17 protein-coding genes, 3 pseudogenes and 1 riboswitch are annotated in these 21,051 nt (G+C 60.4%); of the genes and pseudogenes, 11 read left to right on the top strand and 9 right to left on the bottom strand.

Annotated features, from left to right (window positions below; translation table 11 throughout):
* Positions 1–2: 2 nt before the first annotated feature.
* The 4 genes from cbiM to RA25_RS12155 are packed head-to-tail and all read left to right on the top strand — an operon-like array spanning position 3 to position 2,623.
* Entirely contained in the window at positions 3–620 is a 618-nt protein-coding gene (gene cbiM, locus RA25_RS12140) for a cobalt transporter CbiM (RefSeq protein ID WP_039172608.1), read from the top strand.
* On the top strand, positions 617–1,201 hold the full coding sequence (locus RA25_RS12145; RefSeq protein WP_039172612.1) for a hypothetical protein: 585 nt from the start codon (positions 617–619) through the stop codon (positions 1,199–1,201). Before cbiM ends, RA25_RS12145 begins: the two co-directional genes overlap by 4 nt.
* The gene (gene cbiQ / locus RA25_RS12150; RefSeq protein ID WP_039172616.1) at positions 1,198–1,986 is read left to right on the top strand and encodes a cobalt ECF transporter T component CbiQ; all 789 of its coding nucleotides are present in this window, start codon (positions 1,198–1,200) and stop codon (positions 1,984–1,986) included. The genes RA25_RS12145 and cbiQ overlap by 4 nt, the downstream gene beginning before the upstream one ends.
* Positions 1,973–2,623, top strand: coding sequence for an energy-coupling factor ABC transporter ATP-binding protein (locus tag RA25_RS12155; protein WP_019294583.1), 651 nt, complete (start codon positions 1,973–1,975; stop codon positions 2,621–2,623). The genes cbiQ and RA25_RS12155 overlap by 14 nt, the downstream gene beginning before the upstream one ends.
* 535 nt (positions 2,624–3,158) lie before the next feature.
* On the opposite strand, the gene RA25_RS12160 is transcribed toward RA25_RS12155, so the two are convergent.
* The 9 genes and pseudogenes from RA25_RS12160 to istA form a co-directional block, all read right to left on the bottom strand.
* Positions 3,159–4,061, bottom strand: coding sequence for a DMT family transporter (locus tag RA25_RS12160; RefSeq protein WP_019294582.1), 903 nt, complete (start codon positions 4,059–4,061; stop codon positions 3,159–3,161).
* 19 nt (positions 4,062–4,080) lie between these two features.
* Positions 4,081–4,926: an ABC transporter permease gene (locus RA25_RS12165; RefSeq protein WP_039172619.1), complete on the bottom strand. Its 846-nt coding sequence runs from the start codon at positions 4,924–4,926 to the stop codon at positions 4,081–4,083.
* Entirely contained in the window at positions 4,923–5,870 is a 948-nt protein-coding gene (locus RA25_RS12170; RefSeq protein WP_039172621.1) for an ABC transporter permease, read from the bottom strand. Before RA25_RS12170 ends, RA25_RS12165 begins: the two co-directional genes overlap by 4 nt.
* Complete coding sequence (locus tag RA25_RS12175) at positions 5,867–6,655, bottom strand: ATP-binding cassette domain-containing protein (protein ID WP_275041670.1); 789 nt, start codon at positions 6,653–6,655, stop codon at positions 5,867–5,869. Before RA25_RS12175 ends, RA25_RS12170 begins: the two co-directional genes overlap by 4 nt.
* Positions 6,642–7,403 (bottom strand): ATP-binding cassette domain-containing protein, encoded by a 762-nt coding sequence (locus tag RA25_RS12180; RefSeq protein WP_019294578.1) that lies wholly within the window; start codon positions 7,401–7,403, stop codon positions 6,642–6,644. Before RA25_RS12180 ends, RA25_RS12175 begins: the two co-directional genes overlap by 14 nt.
* 13 nt (positions 7,404–7,416) lie before the next feature.
* Positions 7,417–8,976: an ABC transporter substrate-binding protein gene (locus tag RA25_RS12185; protein WP_039172624.1), complete on the bottom strand. Its 1,560-nt coding sequence runs from the start codon at positions 8,974–8,976 to the stop codon at positions 7,417–7,419.
* A 265-nt stretch (positions 8,977–9,241) separates the two neighbouring features.
* A riboswitch (cobalamin riboswitch) is annotated at positions 9,242–9,452 on the bottom strand.
* Positions 9,453–9,771: 319 nt separating this feature from the next.
* Positions 9,772–10,173 carry a hypothetical protein gene (locus tag RA25_RS22715; RefSeq protein WP_152612195.1) on the bottom strand — a complete coding sequence of 134 codons (402 nt, stop codon included), beginning with the start codon at positions 10,171–10,173 and terminating at the stop codon, positions 9,772–9,774.
* Between the two features lie 117 nt (positions 10,174–10,290).
* Positions 10,291–11,009 (bottom strand): annotated as a pseudogene (gene istB, locus RA25_RS12190) (IS21-like element helper ATPase IstB).
* Positions 10,990–12,717: pseudogene (gene istA, locus RA25_RS23270) on the bottom strand (IS21 family transposase). Before istA ends, istB begins: the two co-directional pseudogenes overlap by 20 nt.
* 124 nt (positions 12,718–12,841) lie before the next feature.
* Between istA and RA25_RS12200 the strand changes: the two are divergent.
* The 7 genes and pseudogenes from RA25_RS12200 to RA25_RS12230 all read left to right on the top strand — a co-directional run.
* Positions 12,842–13,261: pseudogene (locus RA25_RS12200) on the top strand (IS21 family transposase); the annotation flags it as partial.
* Between the two features lie 522 nt (positions 13,262–13,783).
* A complete protein-coding gene (locus tag RA25_RS12205; RefSeq protein WP_039172628.1) occupies positions 13,784–15,058 on the top strand; it encodes a flavin-containing monooxygenase in 1,275 nt (424 codons plus the stop codon).
* A 130-nt stretch (positions 15,059–15,188) separates the two neighbouring features.
* Positions 15,189–15,605 (top strand): RidA family protein, encoded by a 417-nt coding sequence (locus tag RA25_RS12210; RefSeq protein WP_019294911.1) that lies wholly within the window; start codon positions 15,189–15,191, stop codon positions 15,603–15,605.
* 121 nt (positions 15,606–15,726) lie between these two features.
* Positions 15,727–16,401, top strand: a complete 675-nt coding sequence (locus RA25_RS12215) for a DUF1028 domain-containing protein (RefSeq protein WP_019294912.1) — start codon at positions 15,727–15,729, stop codon at positions 16,399–16,401.
* A gap of 14 nt (positions 16,402–16,415) precedes the next feature.
* Positions 16,416–17,912, top strand: a complete 1,497-nt coding sequence (locus tag RA25_RS12220) for an aldehyde dehydrogenase (protein WP_039172630.1) — start codon at positions 16,416–16,418, stop codon at positions 17,910–17,912.
* Positions 17,913–17,945: 33 nt separating this feature from the next.
* Entirely contained in the window at positions 17,946–18,887 is a 942-nt protein-coding gene (locus RA25_RS12225; protein WP_039172633.1) for a LysR family transcriptional regulator, read from the top strand.
* Positions 18,888–18,979: 92 nt separating this feature from the next.
* Positions 18,980–21,049: an oxidoreductase gene (locus tag RA25_RS12230; protein WP_039172636.1), complete on the top strand. Its 2,070-nt coding sequence runs from the start codon at positions 18,980–18,982 to the stop codon at positions 21,047–21,049.
* Positions 21,050–21,051 lie beyond the last annotated feature (2 nt).

Raw genomic sequence — 21,051 nt, forward strand, 5'->3', positions numbered from 1 at the left:
CGATGCATATCGTAGACGGCGCACTGTCGAACCCGGTTGTGATCGGCGGCGCGGTTGCCGCCGTCGGCGGTATTGCCATGGGTCTGCGCAACCTGCCGCTGGAGCGAATTCCTGCGGCAGGTGTTCTTTCGGCCAGTTTCTTTGTGGCCTCCTTGATCCATGTCCCGATCGGGCCCAGTTCGGTTCACCTGATCCTGAACGGGCTTGCCGGGCTGGTGCTGGGCTGGGCCGCATTCCCGGCTTTGTTTGTCGGGCTGCTGTTGCAGGCGGTCTTCTTTGGCTTCGGCGGGCTGACCGTGCTGGGCGTGAATGCGGTGAATATTGCCCTGCCTGCTGTTCTGGTCGGCCTGATGTTCCGGCCGCTGGTGGCGCGCGGCTCGCCGCTGCAAGGGGCGATCTGGGGCGGCATTGGCGGCGGTGCAGCAATTGCCCTCACGACCCTCGCAGTTGCAGTATCGCTGATGCTGTCCGGTGACGAGTTCATCCTTGCCGCCAAGCTTGTGTTCTTTTCCCATATCCCGGTGATGCTGATCGAGGCGCTGTTGTCCGGCGCCGCCATTTTCCTGGCCCGGCGGGTGAAACCCGAACTGTTTGCTGACACGAAAGGAAGCCTGGCATGATCCGCTCCTGCGTTCTGATCCTCACCCTGCTGGCACCGCTGCCGGCATTGGCGCACAATGTGATCTCTGCGGTGTTTCCATCGGGGTCGGACATTGAGGGCGAGGTCGGCTTTTCCAATGGTGATATGGCTCCGGACTTGCTGATCGAGGTTTTTGACGAAGCTGGCGGCAAACTGGGTGAAACCAGGACCGACGCTGACGGCTTCTTCCTGTTCACCCCGGCAGAACCGGTGACGCATATCTTCCGCGGTGATCTGGGCGCGGGCCATGTTGCTGAAATGATGATGGATGCGGCGGACGTCGCGCAGATCCTGGGCCAAAGCCCCAGCAAAGCAACGTCTGCAGCGGCCAGCTCCGCAGCAATCACTCCGGCCTACACGGCTGCCGGCTTGTCCGATCAGACCCGCGCTGAGCTTGCCACCATGATGCGCAACGAGTTGCGCCCGCTGCGCCTGGAGCTTACCGCGTTTAAGAACAAGTCGGATTTCCAATCCGTGCTTGGCGGCATCGGCTACATCTTTGGTCTTTTTGGTCTGGGCTTCTACATCGCCGCACGGCGCAGGATCGGTGGCAAAGCATGACTTATGTCCTGACTGGCGATGAAAAACCGCTCAGCGGCATCGGTGCCTTCCGCGCCAAGGTCACCGCGCTTGACCCGCGGATGCGCATCGTAATGACCGCGGTCTATGCCGTTGTGGTGGTCTCCCTTAGCAACCTTTGGGTGCTGTCAGCTGCGCTTGGCCTGTCGATGTGGCTACTGGCTTTCTCCGGGCTGCCGCCCCGGAAGACGCTGAAGCGGATGGCGATGATGGACAGTTTCATCATCTTCATGCTGGTGCTGCTGCCGTTCACTGTTCCGGGCACCCCAGTCCTTTCTGTTTGGGGGCTGGAGGCGAGCTGGGAAGGCCTGCGGCGCGCGGCCGAGATTGCCCTGACCGCAAATGCCGTCATCCTGGCGGTCATGACGCTGGCCGGGTCCATGGAGCCCGTGACGATGGGACATGCTCTCTTTGCCCTCAAGACGCCGGAGCGGCTGGTGCATCTGATGATGTTCACTATCCGCTACATCGATGTCCTGCGCGAGGAATACCAGCGCCTGAGCACCTCGATGAAGCTGCGCGGCTTCCGCCCCGGCACCAACTGGCACACCTACCGCAGCTACGGCTATCTGGTGGGGATGATGCTGGTGCGCGCCATTGAACGGTCGGAACGCATTCTGGCGGCGATGAAATGCCGGGGCTTCTCCGGCCGTATCATCCTCCTGGAAGACTTCCGCCTGCGCAGGGCGGACCTGTTGTTTGCCGCGGCACTTACCGCCGCCCTTGCCGCCCTGATCTGGGCAGAGGCCTTTTATGCCGCTTCTTGATCTGAATGATATTCATTTTGCCTACCCTGGGCTTGATCCGGTGCTGGAAGGCGCCTCGATGAAGCTCAATGCGGGAGAACGGCTGTCGATTGTCGGACCAAATGGAGCAGGGAAATCCACGCTCCTAAAAATCATCATGGGATTGATTGCACCCGATAGCGGTTCTGTCACAGCATTCGGAAAACCTTGCAACAGCGAACCGGATTTTCACGAAGTGCGCCGCCGTGTGGGGTTCGTTTTCCAGGACGCCGATGACCAGCTGTTCTGCCCGACTGTGGCCGAAGATGTCGCCTTCGGCCCGCTGAACCTAGGCAAGTCCAAGCAGGAAGCCCTGGCGGTGGTTGATGCAATACTGTCACGCCTGCGGCTGATGCACCTGCGTGACCGGGTCACCCACAAGCTGTCGGGCGGTGAGAAACGGCTGGTGACGCTGGCCACGGTTCTGGCAATGGAACCGGAAGTGCTCATACTCGATGAGCCGACCAACGCGCTGGATCCAGAAAATTATGCACGGCTGGCTGAGATTCTGAAAGAGCTTGACCAGGCGGTTCTGCTGGTCAGCCATGATCCTGAGTTCCGTGAACAGATTGCTCCAACAGGGTATCACCTGATGGAGCGGACACTTACAAGGGTATAGCGGTTTTTTGGCTGAACAGGGCTTTAGCACACACGCTTCCTGCTAAAAAACCGCCGCTCCTGGTTAGCCATGCTGCGAATGCGGCCAATATCCGCAAAGTCCGGTCCCTGATCCGTCTCTGATCAACCTATGCTGCAACGCCGATCAATGGCCGCGTTGAACGCCGCGGGGCAGCGCGCAATTTTCTGCATCTGCGATATCCAGTGTGCAGCAAGCGCGCGCAGCGAGAAATGCCAATGAGCAAGTTGGGCTCACAGTCAAATTTCGCCGTCTGCCACACGAACATCTGCTGCCGATACGGGAACGTCTGGTCACCGTTCCAGGTCGCACGATTTCAAGGACTTGGCCGTAACTCTGGGTGGCCGCTTCTGTTGCCTCAGAGCCATCGGATTCGCCGCGTGAGCAGTCAGCAAAAGAGAGCCCCTTTGCGGTCAAAAGTTGGCTCGCCGCCTGCGCCATTTTCATACTTCGTGATCAGCAAAAAGCCGTCGTTTATGGTATTTCCAATGAAAGACTATGTTGTGAGGCAACTAGCCTACATTTGTTTGCTTGGCTCCCGTCCAGGTGATCTTCCTTTTGCACGGTCTTTGAATGTAATCGCCCACATCGCGGCCAGGATCATCAGCGTCGAAAGGTAGAAAGCACCGTCTGGGACAAGCCGGAACAGCATGAAATCCGCTAAAACGGCAAAAATCAGCGACAGATACTCGAATGGTGCGAGTTTTGAGATTTCGCTGTGCTGCAGAGCAAGGGTCATCATGATATGGGCAATGCCACCTGCAATTCCTGCACCGCAGAGGTAGACCAGCTGCAGAAAGTCAGGCTGGACCCAGCCCCAAAACACAGAAACTCCCCCAGCCACTGCACAGGTCAGCGCAAAGTAGAAGGCTATGGCTCCGGCGTTTTCCGTTTGAGCAAGGCTGCGGATCTGAATTTTGGCACCGGCCGTGAAGATCGCCATGGCGAAGGCCAGGCCTGCTCCGATCAAATAGGGTTGATCCGGTGTCGCAGCAGTCAAGCCAGGCAGCACTAGAACGAGCATTCCCAGGAACCCCAGGACAACGGCAAACCAGCGCATCCCGTTCACTTGTTCACCCAATAAGAATCGCGCCAGAACCACTGCCAGGACCGGGGCCAGATAGCCTATGATCGACGCATGGGCGAGCGGCAGGTATTTTAGCGAAGCAAATGAGGCGAACAGCGCAGTGCAGCCCAGTAGGCAGCGGGCAATATGGGACAGGGGTCGTTTAGTCCGCAAACCGCTAGGAAAGTCCCGTGTCCACATCAGGAACAGAACCAGTGGTATCAGGGCGACGGCGCTTCGAAAAAACACCACCTGGCCTAACGGGACCTCGTCGGCAAGCAGCTTCACAAACACGACCATGACTGTGAAAAACAAGGTTGCGCCGATGCGCAGTGCGATACCTGTGGCTTCCATTGTTTTGCCTCTTGGTGGGTTATCTGGTCTGTGCCAGTACGTCTCGGAGCCTGTCTCCAGCCAGATTGATTGCCAGCACGGAAACCAGCACGGCCAGACCCGGAAAAATCATAATGTGAGGAGCGGTCTGCATATAGGGTTTGCCATCCAGCAGCATGGCCCCCCATTCGGCGGTGGGCGGCTGCACTCCGAACCCCAGAAAGCTGAGCCCAGACACTGCAAGGATCGTGCGTGACCAGCTGCTGGTCCAAAGAACCAGCAGTGATGGCAGCACATTCGGCAGAATGTGGCGCCACAGGATCAGCCAGTCAGTCAGGCCGTTCAGGCGGGCCTGAATAACAAAATCCCGTTCTCCGATGGTCAACCCCAGACTGCGGGCAAGCCGCGCGAATTTCATCCAACTGACCAGAGACAGGGCAACCACTAGGTTGACAGTGCTGGGGCCGAACAGCCCGGCAAAGGCAACCGCTGCGATAAGCTCCGGAAAGGCAAAGAAACTGTCTGTCACTCGCATCAGCAGGGCGTCGGGGAAGGAACCGGAACGGGCAGCCAGCAGCCCGACGAGCGTCCCTGCGATCAGCCCCGCCAATGACACCACAAGCGCCAGCCCCAGAGACCAGAACGCACCATAAAGCAGCCGGGTGCCAATATCGCGGCCCAGATGGTCTGTGCCGAACCAGTGTGCAGGCTCAGGCGGCGCCAGTCGGTTGAGAAAATCCGCCTGTGCCGGCTGGTAGGGTGTCAACCACAATCCGATGCACAGCCCCAGTGCCAGCACCACCAGTACCAGACCTGTTCTGCGCTTGAACCGGGACAGCGGGCTGTCCGGCAGCTTGGCGCCTTTTTGTAGGAGAACCTCACTCATACCCTCTGCTCCTGCGTGCGGGTCGCCGGGTCACTGGCGGCCTGCAGTGCCTCAGCCAGTGAATTGATCACGACATAAGCAACGGCAAAGAACATCACCAGAAACATCACCATAGGCAGGTCGCGCGACAGCACGGAGCCAGCCAGCAAAGACCCCAGCCCAGACCGGGCAAAGGTCAGCTCGACGATGATCGCGCCTTCCAGCAGGCTAGCAAAGTCGACCGCAATCATGGTCACAGCGGGCACCATCGCGTGGCGCAGCACGTGCCGAAAGAAGATCTCGCTCTCGGAAATGCCGCGCAGGCGCAGGGTTTCGACAAACGGCTGATTGGCCGCCTCCAGCATGAAGCTGCGAAGCAGACGGGTCTGCGAGGCCATCACCCAGAACGCCAGCGTCAGCGCTGGCAGCACCAGATGCGCGGGCGTGCCGGTGCCATATGACGGGAACCACCCCAGATGCACGGCAAAGCCCAGGATCAGCAGCAAGCCCAGCCAGTAGCTCGGCATGGCTGCGCCAACTGAGGAGAGCATCACGGCAGCCCGGTCCAGCCATGTCCCCGGGTGGCGCACCGCAAGACTGGCCAACAGAAACGCAACAGCCAGCCCCAGCCCCAGAGACGTTAGCGACAGGGTCACTGTTTCACCAAGATTGCCAATGAAAATGTCCCAGACCGACGTTTGCGAGGCATACGACAGGCCAAAATCACCGCGCAGCACATTGCCAAACCAATAGAGGTACTGGAGCCAGAACGGCTCCTCTAAGTGGAACTCGGCGCGAATGGCCTGGAGCAGTTCTGGTGGGAAGGCAATTTCTTCGGGGTAGCGCGCATGGGCAATAGCCTCAGCTCGGTCGCCGGGGGAGAAATAGCTGAGCGTGAAGGTAATCAGGCTGATCCCCAACAGAACAAAGGCAAGGCCCTGCAGGCGCGACAGAAAATACTTCATGCGGCCTCACTGGCGTGGCTCAATGTGCCGAGGCTGCGGGCGGCCTCGATCAGGTTTTCCGCATAGGGGCTGGCCGGTGCGGCAATGAACTCATCGCATGGCTGATAGGCTTCGACCTGCCCCATGCGCAGAACCAGAACCTTATCAGCATAGGCCGCGGCGAACCCCAGATCATGTGTGACCACAACATAGGCGGTCTGCGTCTTGCGCCGCAGCACTTCCATTTGGCGGGCGATCTTCTTTTGCACCAGTGCATCCAGCGCGCTAAGCGGCTCATCAAAAAAGATGAGTTTGGGCCGGGCGATCAAGGCCCGCGCCAGACAGGCCCGCTGTGCCTGACCCAGAGAGACCTGACCAGGGAACCTGCTGTAAAACTCCGATCCCAGCTGGACATCTTCCAGTGCGGCAAGAACGGCACTCTTGCGCTCCTGGACGGTCAGGTTTTGGCGGTAAAGGCTTTCCTGTATAGAGGCGCCAAGTGTCAGCCGCGGGTTCAGAGCAGCCAATGGATCCTGCATTACCCAGCGGGTCTGCGGCAGGCCAGGGTGCGTTGGCACAGCCCCGGTGATATCCGTGCCAGAGGGTGTGAACACTAGCCTGCGGCAAGTTGCGGGCAGAAACCCCTGCACGGCTTTCAGCAAGGTAGACTTACCTGCGCCGCTTTCTCCGATGACACATAGCATTCCACCCTGCTGGATGTCACAGGAAACATCTTGCAACAGCACTTTGTCTCCGGCCCTGACTGTCAGGCCTTCGAGTTGAAAGACCGGGTCATTCGGCGGCATGGCTGATCTCTGGCTTGGCTTTGTCCCAGCAGCGGTGCGCCACTAGCTCGCGGGAATAGGTATGCTGCGGGTTGGACAAAAGGATGTCAGAAACTCCGCTCTCAACAATCCGGCCGCGCTGCATAATTGCAATCCGTCCTGCAAATCGTGCGGCCAGCGCCAGGTCGTGGGTCACCATCATCACCGCGATCTCATGTTCCGCGGCGATGCGCCGGGTTTCCTGCAGCACCTGCGATGCAATCAGCGGATCCAGCGCTGAGGTCGGCTCGTCCAGGATCAAAAGTTTCGGAGCATCCATCAGGGCCATCGCCAGCAACAGACGCTGCTGCATACCTCGACTCCACTGATGCGGGTAGCTACCGCCCGGATCCGGCAGGCCAAGGGCCGATAGAATGTCCCGCTGATGTGAGGTGTGTTTTACCCTTTTGCGGCGGGCCAGCTGGTCCCATTGCCAGCGCAGGCGGCGCAGCGGATCAAAGCCATGGGCCGGGCTTTGCGGCACATATGCAATGCCATCCAGAGTGGTTTTTGCGGGCGAGGCAAAAGCACGCTGCGCGCCGTTGAACAGAATGTGCCCGCTGGTCGGACGCGCAGGGCGGGTCAGGCCCATCACGGCCCGCAAAAGAGTAGATTTGCCCGCACCGGAGCCGCCCACAACCGCCAGCCATTCTGTCGGCGCCATCTCAAGACTGACATCATGCAGAATACCCTGCCCGCCAATTTCGGCGGACAGGGCCTCGATTTTCATCAAAGGTGCCTGTTTACTCGGCAATCGCCAGCTCCGGGCTCGCCAGATAGGTTTCTGCCGGGTGGATGCGGTAGCCCTCAACCTTGCCATTGCCGACCGAAACCTGTGTCTTGTGGAACAGCGGGATCACCGGAAGGTCACGGTTGATAATGGCTTGAACCTCGGCATAGACCGGTTTGCGCTCTTCGCTTGAAAACAGGCTACGGCCCTTTTTAAGCAGTGCGTCCAGCTCAGGGTTGGAGTAGCCGGAAACATTATAGCTGCCATCCGTCGCCACCAATGTGCTGGGGAAGTAATCCGGATCGCCTTGCGGGGCGGTGCCCCAGGCCTGTAGGTGCAGGTCGATTTCGCCAGCTTTAAGTGCCTCGTTGTTTGCGCCGAATTCACCCATTGCGATTTCCGCGCCCAGACCGATCTGCTGCAGCATGATCTGCGAGATTTCCAGTGTCGGCCGCAGCGCAGCCCGGCCTTCGTAGCTACGGATCTTCAGCACGATGTCTTCGCCGTTCAGCTCCCGGATGCCATTGCCGTCACTGTCGGTAATTCCCGCCTCATCCAGCATGGCCTGCGCTTTGGCCGGGTCATAGGACAGGCTGATATCGCCGTTTACCCAGGATTTCATGCTGGCTGGGAAGATGCCATTGGCCGACTGCCCACCGACACCTGCCAGGGTCGCCGCAACGATGGTGTCACGGTCCAGGCCCAGCGAAACGGCATTCAGAACCGTCTGGTTGGACAGTGGACCGTCATTCACCCGTGGCTGCAAGAAGAACAGTCGCGCGGTTGCCTCCGAGAACAGCTGGCCTTTGCCTTCTTCAAGCAGCTTGGCGAAATCCGGTTCCGGGTAGTTGGTGACCAGATCAACATCACCCGCCTGCAGTGCCAGTGCCGCAACCGAAGGGTCGCTGATCGCGTCGATCACCAGACGGTCAAGTTTCGGCGCGCCGCCCCAGTAATCGGCAAACCCAGTGGTCACATAAGTTTTGTCCGTTTCCGCATTTTCAAAGACAAACGGACCAGTGCCCACCAGCGGCATTGCATCGGTGCCGTCTTTCATGACAGCCGCCGACGGTTCGGTCAGCGACCACAGGAAAGCTGAGTTCGGTGCACTGGTGCGGAAGACCAGCGTTTTATCGTCAACCAGCTCGATGGATTCGATGTTCAGAAGCTTGACCAGGCGCGGGTTATTCCCGGGGTGGCCCTCTTCGCTCAGCTTTTCAAACGACTCTTTGACAGCCTGGGCGGTGACCGCAGAGCCATCATGGAATTTTACACCCTCGCGCAGGGTGATTTTCCATTCCCGTTCAGACAGGTTTTCAAAACCGGTGGCAAGGCGCGGCTGAAGGGTCATGTCATAGCCGATACCAATCAGCGTTTCCGACACGCCTGCCCGGTTGCTGAGCCAGCCATTCTGGCGGGCACGGGGATCAGGAATGCTGCTTTTGGGGCCAAACGGCGCGGCAATCACCATTTCCAATTTGGTTTCTGCGGCTGCAGGGCTCAAAAGCGCCGCAGCGGCGAGGCAGGTTGCGGCGAGGGTTTTGGTCCAGAAAGCGCGTGAATAATTCGGCATGTCCTTGGTCCTTAGGTTTCTGACAAGGGAATTTTGGGGTGAGGTGTACAAGTTATGTGATAATATAACAAGCACTGATTCAGTGGACAGCTGCGTCAGCTCAGGTGTTAGGCAGGCAGCTGCGGAACCTGCATGGACAAGATGATGTCAGGGACGGCAACCGCACCTGCGGCTACGTCCAAGCAAGCCCAAACAGTGGGAGCAAGTTTCCGAGATACGCAGGATGCGTGCCATGAGGCCTCCTTCCAGGACGCCCCGTCCCGGTGTGGTTGAAATCGCGATGGCAGGTCTCCTGACTTGCGGGTCTTGGCTGCGCCATCCTTCCCAGCCATACGGCCAGTGGGTGCTTGGCGTCGCTATCCGCTTACAGTTGCGGGGGCAGTCACGGATTTAGCGCCTGTTGGCTACACCTCACCGTGTTCCCTTTTCATCCTCTCAGCATTTTGCCTTGAGGAACCATCGAAAGCAGGTAGGCGAACGCTGACAGAATTGTCAATTGCCCCGAACCAATAGGTAAGGGCTCGAGGTGGGCCAAAAGCTGCAAGTTTCAAGAGGGTCAGTTTCAATGGAAATGACCTTTGCAGCTAATGGTTCAGCCAAATTGCCTCAGTAGCCTGTGTTGTAATGAACCGGCCTGTCAGGCAGTGCCTCTATAAAGTTGGCTTCCCTGCGCGAAGCCGACACTCGGGGCACCCCTAGCTGCAATTGGGGCGGAAGTCAGCTCCGTCCGGCGACCTGTGGATTCGGGTGACAGATCTCTCTGCAGCATGCTTGAACGGCTGTTTTTTACGCCGCTCAGCGGCGCCCAAAATGATGCAGTTGCGACGATTTTGTTGCGGCGAGCACGCGCAGCGAAGAAATCCAAGGTACAAGTTGGGCTCGAACCTGCCGTCCACTGCATGAAGCTGCGACGTCAGCTGCCTGCGTAAAGAGGACACAGGATGGCGCCTTGGCTGCGTTTGCAGCGAAAACCGGCCTGTCTTGGGTCAGAAATGCTTGACAATTGGGGTGGAAATGCCTGGCAGGTGCAGGCAATTTTTCCTTAAAAACAGTCAGCATCGGGTCAGCTTTGCCTGACGTTTGACACAAACTGTCGGGCGACACATAGTTTTGCCATTTGCGACAGAACCTTTCCTTTTTCGTGTCTCCAACATCCCCGCTCGCGCCTCCTGTTCCGCCAGTGGTGTCAATCGGCATGGAACTTTGACCCCCTATAGGCATCCAAAATTGACCCCCTGTTTGACGTGCGGTTAGCTGGCCCGATGCGGTGTAGCCTCCACCAAGCGAAGCCGTATCGTGCCAGCGTCGGCGCGACTATTCTCGGGTTTTGAAGAGCCAGCTCTCGTTGCCCGTTTCGACGATGTCGCAATGGTGGGTAAGGCGGTCGAGCAGCGCGGTAGTCATCTTGGCGTCGCCGAAGACCGAGGGCCATTCGCTGAAGTCGAGGTTGGTCGTCACGATGATCGATGTGCGCTCGTAGAGGCGGCTGATGAGATGGAACAATAGCTGACCACCGGTTTGTGCGAAGGGGAGATAGCCAAGCTCGTCGAGGATCAGGAAGTCGAGACGGCACAGCAGATCTGCCGTGCGCCCCTGTCGGTCGGCGCGGGCTTCCGCATCGAGTTTGTTCACCAGGTCCACAACGTTGAAGAAGCGCCCCCGTCTGCCGCGGCGGATGCACGCCCGAGCGATGCTGACGGCTAGGTGGGATTTACCGGTCCCTGTGCCGCCGATCAGCACGACATTGCGTTGCTGCGCCAGAAACTCTCCGGTCGCCAGATCACGGACCAGCGCCTCGTTGACCGGCGTGCCTTCGAAGCTGAACTCATCGACCTCTTTCGCCAGGGGCAGCTTGGCAATCGTCATCTGGTATTTGATCGAGCGCGCCTGCTTCTCACTGATCTCGGCGTTCAGCAGATCGCCCCCTCTCGGCAGCATGCTGCGCATGCGCCTGCCGGGCAATGGATGATCTGTTGCGGTTCGTGCTGACGCTTCACCGCCTTGGCGATGGTCTCATCGTAGGCGGCCTTCATGCCGTAGAGCTTCAGCTGGCTCGTCGTGCCGGAGGCACGCATCCAGCGTGACGCGTCGGGCGTATCGATGGTCAGCGGCGGCTCACGATGCCGGGCCAGAATGTTGATGACGACCGAGGCCGCGGGGCCCCCTTCGTTCAGCGCTTCGGCACAGGCAGCATCCACTGCATCCAGCCCATCGGTGGGGATCATGCTCAGGATCTGGACCATCCACTGCCCGGCAGGGCATTGCGCAGCAATGTCCCGAGAGGAGGCCGGTCGCCATTGGGCACCTTGCCCAGTTTGCGCTGAATGCGCCTGATCGCTGATGGCAGCTCCCCGTCCTTGAAGGGAGCCCCATTCCTGAGGGCGTCCCGCTGCCCGGCAGCGCATGCGTGCATGCGCGAGAGGGGGCTTGCGGGCCAGCACCGGGATGTAGTGCAGCGGATCGTAGATGGCCTTGTCGCGCCCGAAGGCTCGTTCATGCCGCCCTACGATCTTGCCGTCCTGCCAGAACTCGACCCGCTCGGCATAGGCGCGGATCTCGACTGGCCGGCCGACGGCGCGGCCATCCACCGAGTAGCGGTTCTTGTCGAACCGGACGAGACAGGTCTTCGAGACTGATGCCGGAACAGCGTGGAAACCATCAAAGGGGCCGACGTATGGCACCAGACTCGCCCGCTCATCCTCGAAGACCTCCCAGATCGTGCGGTCCCGAAGCTCTTGGTGCGGATGAGATTTGGCCCAGGCGGCGCAGCGATCCTCGAGCCAGGCGTTTAGTTCGGCGTAACTCTTAAACTTGGGCCTGGGCACGAAGAAGCGACGCCGGACAACGCCTGCCTGGTTCTCGACCTGTCCACTCGCCATTGGGCTCGAACCAATGGCGCCTCAATGGCTCGTTCCCAGCCCGATGCTGGTGTGCAGGCAACGGGATCGACAAGATAATGCCCGCACATCTGCTGGAAGCGCCGATTGTAGGCCCGGTCGCGGCTAACGAAGATCGTGTCTGCCGCCGTCTTCGCGTCCATTGTCCTCGGACCAGTGGCGGACAATTTCCGCTGTCGTAGATCCCGCGCGTGCAGGCCCCGCCGAAGAAGGCGAAGGCCTTGTCATGGGCATCGAACATCGAGCCATTGGGAGCGCCATTGGTCCAAGCGGCAATGGCGAGGCTCCTGCGTCTCGCGCGGATAGGCCCGGACAAACAGCATGCGGCTGTGGCAGAGCCGGACATGCGCCACCTTCACAGTGGTGGTCGCACCGTCGATCACAACAATCTCGTGGCTCCAGTCAAATTGGTAGGCCTCGCCCGGATCGAAAATTAGCGGGACATAGGCGGCCGCGGTGGCCTCTTGTTTTTCCTTGGACCACGTGGCCGCGTAACGCCGGACAGCGTCATAGCCGCCGTCATATCCAAGGGCTCTCGGTTCTTCGAAGATCCGGATGCGGGTTAACCGCTCGCGCTTTGGCTTCCTCGCATTCGCCGCCAACATCTCTTTGAGCTTGTCTTTCCATGGCCCGATCTTTGGCAGAGGCTGAACGCGGCGTTCGTAGGTTGCTTCCGTCACACCAGACCGGATCACCTTCCGCACCGTATTCCGCGATACCCGCAGTTCCCGGCAGATTTGCTTGATCGGCTTGTTCGGCATTGGCCTCGGACCAATGGCGGCTCAATGCCTCAATCCTGAAAATACGCCCGCCGGATCTTTGCTATCGTCTCCACGACCAACATCCCACTCTGTGCTCCCCGATAACCTCGAGGGCATGATTCACATCAGTGTAAGGGGGTCATCTTTGGACGCCGATTTCCCCGCTACGGGGTCAAAATTGCATGCCTGTTCACACGTTCGGGTGCTGTTGTGCCCCGGTTTCAGGTCCCGCAGCGTCCGAGCAAGCTGGATCCATTCGCGGACAAGCTGTCTGCTTGGCTTGCCGCGCAATCGCGCAAGCCCCGCAAGCAGCGGCGCACGGTTAAGCAGCTGCATGTGGACCTGGCGGCTCTCGGCTTTACCGGCTCGTACGGGCGGGTGGCGGCCTTCATGCGGGCATGGCGCGCGGTACGCCAGCGCGTTCAGCAGTCGTCAGGCCGCGGCACGTTTGTTCCGCTGGCGTTTCAGCCGGGCGAAGCCTCCCAATTCGACTGGAGCGAAGACTGGGCGATTCTCGGTGGAGAGCGCACCAAGCTCCAGATTGCCCATATCAAGCTGTCGCACAGCCGGGCCTTCCTGGTCCGAGCCTACCTTCTGCAATCCCATGAGATGCTGTTCGACGCGCACTAGTATGCGCTCCGGGTCTCCGGCGGCGTGCCCCAGCGCGGGATTAATGACAGTGGGAATTGCCCACCACTGGTTCAAGGGCAATGACCGCGCACACAGCGGTTGAACGGGTCGGCAAAGGCGTTGAGCTGACTAAAAAGTCTAGTTCAGCCTGGACCATCTGAACGAATCATTGGTGCTTTAGTTTGAGGGCAGCTGTCGAGTGCCCCACAGTGTATCCAATCCTCAAGGGCTTTTCATGCCCAGACAGTTTGGGAATGTCCCGAATGACTAGCAGTGCAAACAATACTGTATGTTGCCACAGGTTTGCACAGGCGAAACCGCGTCGATCAGGGTTTTTCTTCAGGGCTTTGCCGCGAAAGCCCCGTGAGTTGTCTATTTTGATTTCAGCTGCTGGTTAGCTGCAACCGAAGCAGGGGTAAGTCACACAATTCTTTTTCCGAACTTGTTGTTGTGAGCATTCTGATGGGGAAGACCGGTAGGGTAGCAGCCCGCGCCGGAGTGTCAGAAGAGGGTTTGGAAATGGCTGTAGAAAAGGTAGACACGCTAGTTGTTGGTGCCGGGCAGGCCGGTGTGGCCATGAGCGAGCATCTGACCAGCCACGGCGTACCGCATCTGGTGCTGGAAAAAAACCGGATTGCAGAGGCCTGGCGGACCGGGCGCTGGGACTCGCTGGTTGCCAACGGCCCCGCTTGGCATGACCGTTTCCCGAACCTGGAGTACGAAGGAACTGACCCTGAGGCCTTTCCGGCCAAAGAGAGGGTTGCGGACTACATGGTTGAATATGCGGAACGGTTCAATGCGCCCATCCGCACCGGAGTTGAAGTGACCAGGGCCGGGCGTATTGAAGGCACCGGCGGTTTCCGGGTCGAAACCTCGGATGGTGTGATCGAGACAAAGCGGATTGTGGCGGCAACCGGCGCATTCCAGCATCCTGTGATCCCGCCTGTGGTGCCCGAGGGCGCAGGGGTGAACCAGCTTCACTCTTTCCACTACCGCAATCCGGGCCAGCTGCCCGAAGGCGCGGTGCTGGTGGTCGGCGCGGGGTCATCCGGTGCGCAGATCGCCGATGAGCTGAACCGGGCAGGCCGCAAGGTCTATTTGTCGGTGGGCCCGCATGACCGCCCGCCGCGGATGTACCGGGGCCGCGACTTTGTCTGGTGGCTGGGGGTGCTGGGCCTGTGGGATCAGGCTGCGCTGGAGCCGGGCAGGGAGCATGTGACGATTTCCGTCAGCGGCGCCTATGGCGGTCAGACCATGGATTTCCGCCGTCTGGCCGGCGAGGGGGTGACACTGCTGGGGCTGACCGAGTCCTACGACAATGGAACTATGAAATTTGCCGGTGATCTTCCGGAAAACATTGCCAATGGTGATGCCGACTATTTGAAGATGCTGGATTTGGCAGATGCTTATGTCGAACGCACTGGTGTTGATCTGCCAGAGGAGCCGGAGGCGCGCAAGGCCTTCCCTGACCCGGACAGCCTGACCAACCCGGTACGCGAGCTGGATCTTGCGGCAGAAGGCATCACTACCATCCTTTGGGCCACCGGCTTCCGCCAGGATTTCACCTGGATGAAAGTGGATGCCTTCGACGAACGCGGCCGCCCGCTGCATCAGCGCGGAGTTTCGGCAGAGCCGGGGGTCTACTTCTTGGGCTTACCCTGGCAGTCTCGGCGCGGCTCGACCTTTATCTGGGGGGTCTGGCATGATGCCAAGCATGTGGCTGACCAGATCGCTATCCAGCGCCACTACGAGGGCTATCGTGGCCCCAGCGAACGCCGCGCCGACGTGCTCTGAGCGCGGCGCTTAGCAGCAGCCTAAGCAAGGGGTAGCCAGACGGTAGTTTTGCTGCCCCGACGTGTGTGCGACAGTCACCAGAAAAACAACGCTGGCCGCACACGTAATCCCGCCATGCCAGGAGGACATCATGGCCCATACCCGTATCCGCAAGTTCAACACATCGGACACTTATCCGGAACAGAACCTGGACAATGATCTGTGCCAGGCGGTGGTGACACACGGCGGCAAAACCGTTTACCTGCGCGGCCAGTGCCCGCAGAACCTGGACGATGCGAAGAACATTGAAAGCCACGACCCGGTGGAGCAGACCCACAAGGTGATGCAGAACATCCAGCAGCTGATTGAAGAGTGCGGTGGCACAATGGAGCATCTGGTGAAGGTCGTCGTCTACATCACCGATGTGCGCCACCGCGAGGCGGTTTACCGCACCATGGGCGAATACATTAAAGGGGTGCATCCGGTGTCGACCGGCCTGGTTGTGCAGGCGCTGGCGCGGCCCGAGTGGCTGGTGGAGATCGACGGCACCGCGGTTATTCCGGACTGATCCGGAAGCGGGAAGGGGGCTGTCTGCCCCTCTTGAGCCTGCGGCTCAATTCACCCCCGAGGATATTTCCGGCCAGATGAAGAATGGATCCGTTTCCAGTGGCTGGTGAGGAGGAAAGACGATGACATTTTCGCTTGTGGCGCGCTGCGCGGAAACGGGCATGTTCGGGGTGGCGATTTCGTCCTCCTCTCCGGCGGTGGCAGCACGCTGTTCATTTGCGCGGGCGGGTGTTGGCGCTGCCGCAAGCCAGAATGTAACCGATCCAAGCCTCGGTCCGCTGGCACTGGACCTGATGGAGCAGGGCATGAGCGCCGCTGAAGCGGTTGCGGAAGTTCAGCGGCGCGGCAGGTTCATTGAATACCGGCAAGTGCTGGCCGTAGACAAAAGCGGCGACACGGCCATTCACTCCGGGCCGAACTCCCTGGGCATCTGGACGCAAGCAGAAGGCCAGGATGTGGCCTCGGGTGGCAACCTGCTGGCCAACGATGGCGTATGCCAGGCCATTGTGGACGGGTTCGCGGCTTCAACCGGCCATCTTGGCGACCGGCTGATTGCCGCGATGCGGGCCGGGCTGGCAGCTGGCGGCGAGGCCGGGCCGGTGCATTCTGCGGGCATGAAACTGGTCGACAAGGTGAGCTGGCCGGTGGCCGACCTGCGCTGTGATTGGACCGGGGATTGCCCGATCGAAAACATTGCTGCGGCCTGGGATATCTACAAGCCGCAGCTGGATGCCTATGTCCAGCGCGCGCTCGACCCGCGCGAGGCGCCGTCTTACGGCGTGCCGGGCGACGAATAAACAGGAGTGGGACTATGCTGGACTATACATTTGACGACTGGAAATCCCATGCAGCGGCTCTCTCATTCCGCAGCCAGGCTTTCATTGATGGCAAATTTACCGACGCTGTGTCGGGTAAGACTTTTGCAAGTGTGAACCCGGCGACGGGCGAAGTGCTGGCGCAAGTAGCCGAATGTGATGCAGAGGATGTGGACCGTGCGGTGGCTGTCGGCCGCCGCGCGTTTGAGGACGGACGCTGGTCGCGGATGGCGCCGGGTGACCGCAAGGCGGTGATGCTGAAGCTGGCGGATCTGATCCGGGAAAATCTGGAGGAGATGGCGCTGCTGGACAGCCTGGACATGGGCAAGCTGGTGACCGATGCGGCCACCATCGACGCGCCCGGGTCGGCGCATTTTTTTCAGTGGTATGCCGAGGCCATCGACAAGGTCTATGACGAGGTGGCGCCGACCGGGCCGGGTGATCTGGCATTGGTGTCGCGCGTGCCGTTAGGTGTTGTGGGCGCGGTAACACCCTGGAACTTCCCGCTGGACATGGCGACCTGGAAAGCGGCGGCGGCGCTGGCGGCCGGGAACTCCGTGGTGCTGAAACCGGCGGAGCAGTCGCCGCTGTCTGCACTGCGGCTGGCCGAGCTGGCGGCAGAGGCCGGGGTGCCGGACGGGGTATTCAACGTGGTGCCGGGCTATGGTGCCACTGCGGGTAAGGCGCTGGGGCTGCATATGGATGTGGACTGCCTCGCCTTCACTGGCTCCACCGCCATTGGCAAGATGTTCATGCAGTATTCCGGGCAGTCGAACCTGAAACAGGTCTGGCCTGAAACCGGCGGCAAAAGCCCAAATCTGGTATTCGCCGACTGCGAGGACCTGGATGCAGCTGCCGACATGGCTGCCTTTGGCATCTTCTTCAACCAGGGTGAGGTCTGTTCGGCCAACTCGCGGCTTTATGTCGAGCGTTCGGTCAAGGATGCCTTTGTCGAGAAGCTGATTGCCCGCGCCGAGGCGGCCCAGCCGGGGGATCCGCTGGATCCGGCCTCGAAAATGGGCGCCATCGTGGATGAGAAGCAGACCGAGGGCATCATGCGTTTCGTTGAGGCGGGCAAATCCTCGGCCAATCTGGTGGCGGGCGGTGAGCGCGTGACCGTCGGTGGCAAGGGCTGTTTTGTGCAGCCGACGATCTTTGACGACGTGAGCCACGACAACCCGCTGGCGCGGGATGAAATTTTTGGCCCGGTGCTGTCGGTCATTCCGTTTGATAGCGAGGAGGAGGCCGTCGCCATGGCCAATGACTCGATCTATGGCTTGGCGGCTTCGGTCTGGACGGCCAACCTCAGCCGCGCCTGCCGGGTGTCGGACAAGCTGCAGGTGGGCACGGTCTCGGTTAACACGGTGGACGCGTTGTCGGCGCAGACGCCCTTTGGCGGTATGAAGCAGTCAGGCTTCGGACGCGATCTGTCGCTGCATAGCCTGGAAAAATATACCGCGCTGAAAACCACTTGGATCAAATACCGGGCTTGATCGGCCCGGTCCTGCTCCGGCATAGTCGCTGACATGCCTTTGCGTTTCACACTGCGCCAGCTGGAGTATTTCGTCGCCGTGGGCGAGGCCGGGTCTATTGCCCTGGCCTCGGAGAAGGTGAATGTCTCCTCGCCCTCGATCTCGGCGGCGGTGTCGCAGCTGGAGAACGAATTCGGCTTGCAGCTGTTTGTGCGCAAGCACGCGCAAGGATTGTCGCTGACCCAGGCCGGGCATCAGTTCATGGATCAGGCGCGCGCGGTGCTGTATGAAGCCGGAGCGCTCAGCCGGCTGGCGGACAATATCTCGGGCTTTGTGCAGGGGCCTTTGTCGGTGGGATGCCTGCTGACCTTTGCCCAGCTCATCGTTCCGGGCCTGCGCCGCCAGTTCGAGGCGCTGTATCCGGCGGTGACCATCAGCCAGACGGAGCGCGATCAGGCCGGGCTGATCGAGCTGATCCGCCAGGCACGGATCGACGTGGCGCTGACCTATGACCTGAATATTCCGGCGGATCTGACATTCAACGCGCTGGCGGAGCTGCCGCCCTATGCCTTGTTGAGCGAGGATCACCCGCTGGCGGACCGCGCAAGCGTCACTGTGGACGACCTGGCTGCGCATCCGATGGTGCTGCTGGATCTGCCGCTGAGTGCCGAGTACTTCCTTTCGTTTTTTGAAGACGCGGGAGCTACACCGCAGATTGCCGAGCGCACCCGCGACATGGCGGTGATGCGCGGGCTGGTGGCAAACGGCTTTGGTTACTCCATTGCCAATATCCGTCCAGTGACAGACATGGCGCCGGATGGGCGCAAGCTGAGCTTCGTGCCGATTGCTGGCAAGCTGCGTCCTATGCGGATGGGGCTGCTGACGGCTGAGGGCGCCGAGAACGTTCTGACCGTCAAGACCTTCATCAGCTACTGCCAGGAACGGATTACTGACGGCACTGTGCCGGGCATCCGCATCGGGGACGGCGGCGCTTAGGCGGCGGCTAATCAATGCTTCCGTAAGCGCAACTTTCGCCTTTGGTGCGGTCCTGTACCTTTGAGGGGCTCTTGCACCGAAGGAGATGGAAATTGCGCGATCCCCGCTATGATATTCTGTTCGAGCCGATGAAGATCGGCCCGCTCACCGCCAAGAACCGCTTTTACCAGGTGCCCCATTGCAACGGCGGCGGCTACCGGGACCCCTCTGCCGCGGCAGCGATGCGGGGCATCAAGGCCGAAGGCGGCTGGGGCGTGATCTTCACCGAACAGTGCGAGATGCATCATACATCGGAAATCACACCCTTCATCGAACTGCGCCTGTGGGAGGACAAGGACATCCCGCAGCTGCGCAAGATGTCGGAGCGGATGAAAACTCACGGTGCGCTGGCCGGTATCCAGCTGGCCTATTCCGGGATCAACGGCCCGAACCTTTATACCAAGGAAGTGCCGCTGGCGCCGTCGGCGCTGCCGATCCGCACCTTCACCAATGACCCGGTGCAGGCCCGAGCGCTGGACAAGCAGGACATCAAGGACCTGCGCCGCTGGTTCGTGAATGCCGCGAAACGGTCAAAGGAGGCCGGGTTCGACCTGATCTGCCTCTATGGCGCGCATGGCTTTGGCATCTTCCAGCACTTCCTGAGCCGCGCTACCAATCAGCGCTCGGACGAATACGGCGGATCGCTAGAGAACCGGGCGCGTTTCAGCCAGGAAGTCATCGCTGACATGCGCGATGCGGTGGGCGACACCATGGCGATCACTCTGCGGGTTTCGTTGGACGAGACTATCGGCGAGCTGGGCTTCTCCAACGCTGAGGTGCGCGATTACATTGAGATGAACAAGGACCTGCCGGACCTCTGGGACCTGGCGCAGGGCACTTGGGAGGATTGCTCCGGCCCGAGCCGTTTCAAGGAGGAGGCCGCGCAGGAGCAGCTGGTGCGCGGCATTCATGAACTGACCGGCAAGCCCATCGTTGGCGTTGGCCGCTTCACCAGCCCGGATGTGATGGCGAAGATGGTGAAATCCGGCACGCTCGATTTCATCGGCTGTGCGCGCCCCTCGATTGCCGACCCTTTTCTGCCGAAGAAGATCGAGGAAGGCCGGATCGAGGACATCCGCGAATGCATCGGCTGCAACATCTGCATCACCGGCGACATGACCATGTCGATCAGCCGCTGCACCCAGAACCCGACTTTCATGGAGGAATGGCGCAAGGGCTGGCATCCGGAAAAGATGAATACCAAAGGCGACAGCTCCAATGTGCTGGTTGTGGGCTCTGGCCCGGCCGGGCTTGAAGCCGCTTGGGCGCTCTGCCGCCGCGGTTATGACGTGGCGGTGGCCGAGGCCAAGGATGTGATCGGCGGGCGTGTGACCCGCGAGCGCACACTGCCGGGCCTCAATGCCTGGGGCCGTGTCGTGGATTACCGTGACTACCAGCTGAGCCAGCGCCCGAATGTGGAGATCTACCGCGAAAGCCCGCTGGATGCGGACAGTATTCTTGAGTTCGGCTTTGAGAACATCTGTATCGCCACCGGCTCCACTTGGCGCCGGGACGGCGTCTCGCGCCAGCATGTGGTGCCGATGCCGATCGCCGAAGGTGCCAAGGTCTATACGCCCGACGACCTGATGGACGGCACCATCCCCGAAGGCCGTGTGGTGGTCTATGACGACGACCACTATTACATGGGCGGGGTTCTGGCCGAACTGCTGGCCTCCAAGGGGGCGCAGGTTACGCTGGTCACGCCGTCGGCCTTTGTCAGCGATTGGACCAACAACACGCTGGAGCAGGTGGCGATCCATCCGCGCCTGGTGGAGGCCGGGGTGGAGATTGTGCTGAACCGCGGCTTGACAGAAATCCACGCGGGCCATGTGGTCAGCAACTGCACCTACACGGACCGCACCTGGAACATCGAGGCGGATGCCGTGGTCATGGTCGCCTCGCGCACCGGTAACGACAGCCTCTTCGAGGAACTGCGCGCCCGTGAGGCGGAATGGGCGGATGCCGGCATCAAGTCGGTCAAGATCATAGGCGACGCCAGCGCGCCGGGGCCGATTGCCTGGGCGACCTATGCAGGCCACCGTTATGCGCGCGAGCTTGATGGCCCGGATATCGGCGATGCGCTGCCCTTCCGCCGCGAGATTACCGAGCTGGCCGTGGACTGACG

It is taken from the genome of Leisingera sp. ANG-S5, from assembly GCF_000813925.1.
Lineage (GTDB): Bacteria > Pseudomonadota > Alphaproteobacteria > Rhodobacterales > Rhodobacteraceae > Leisingera.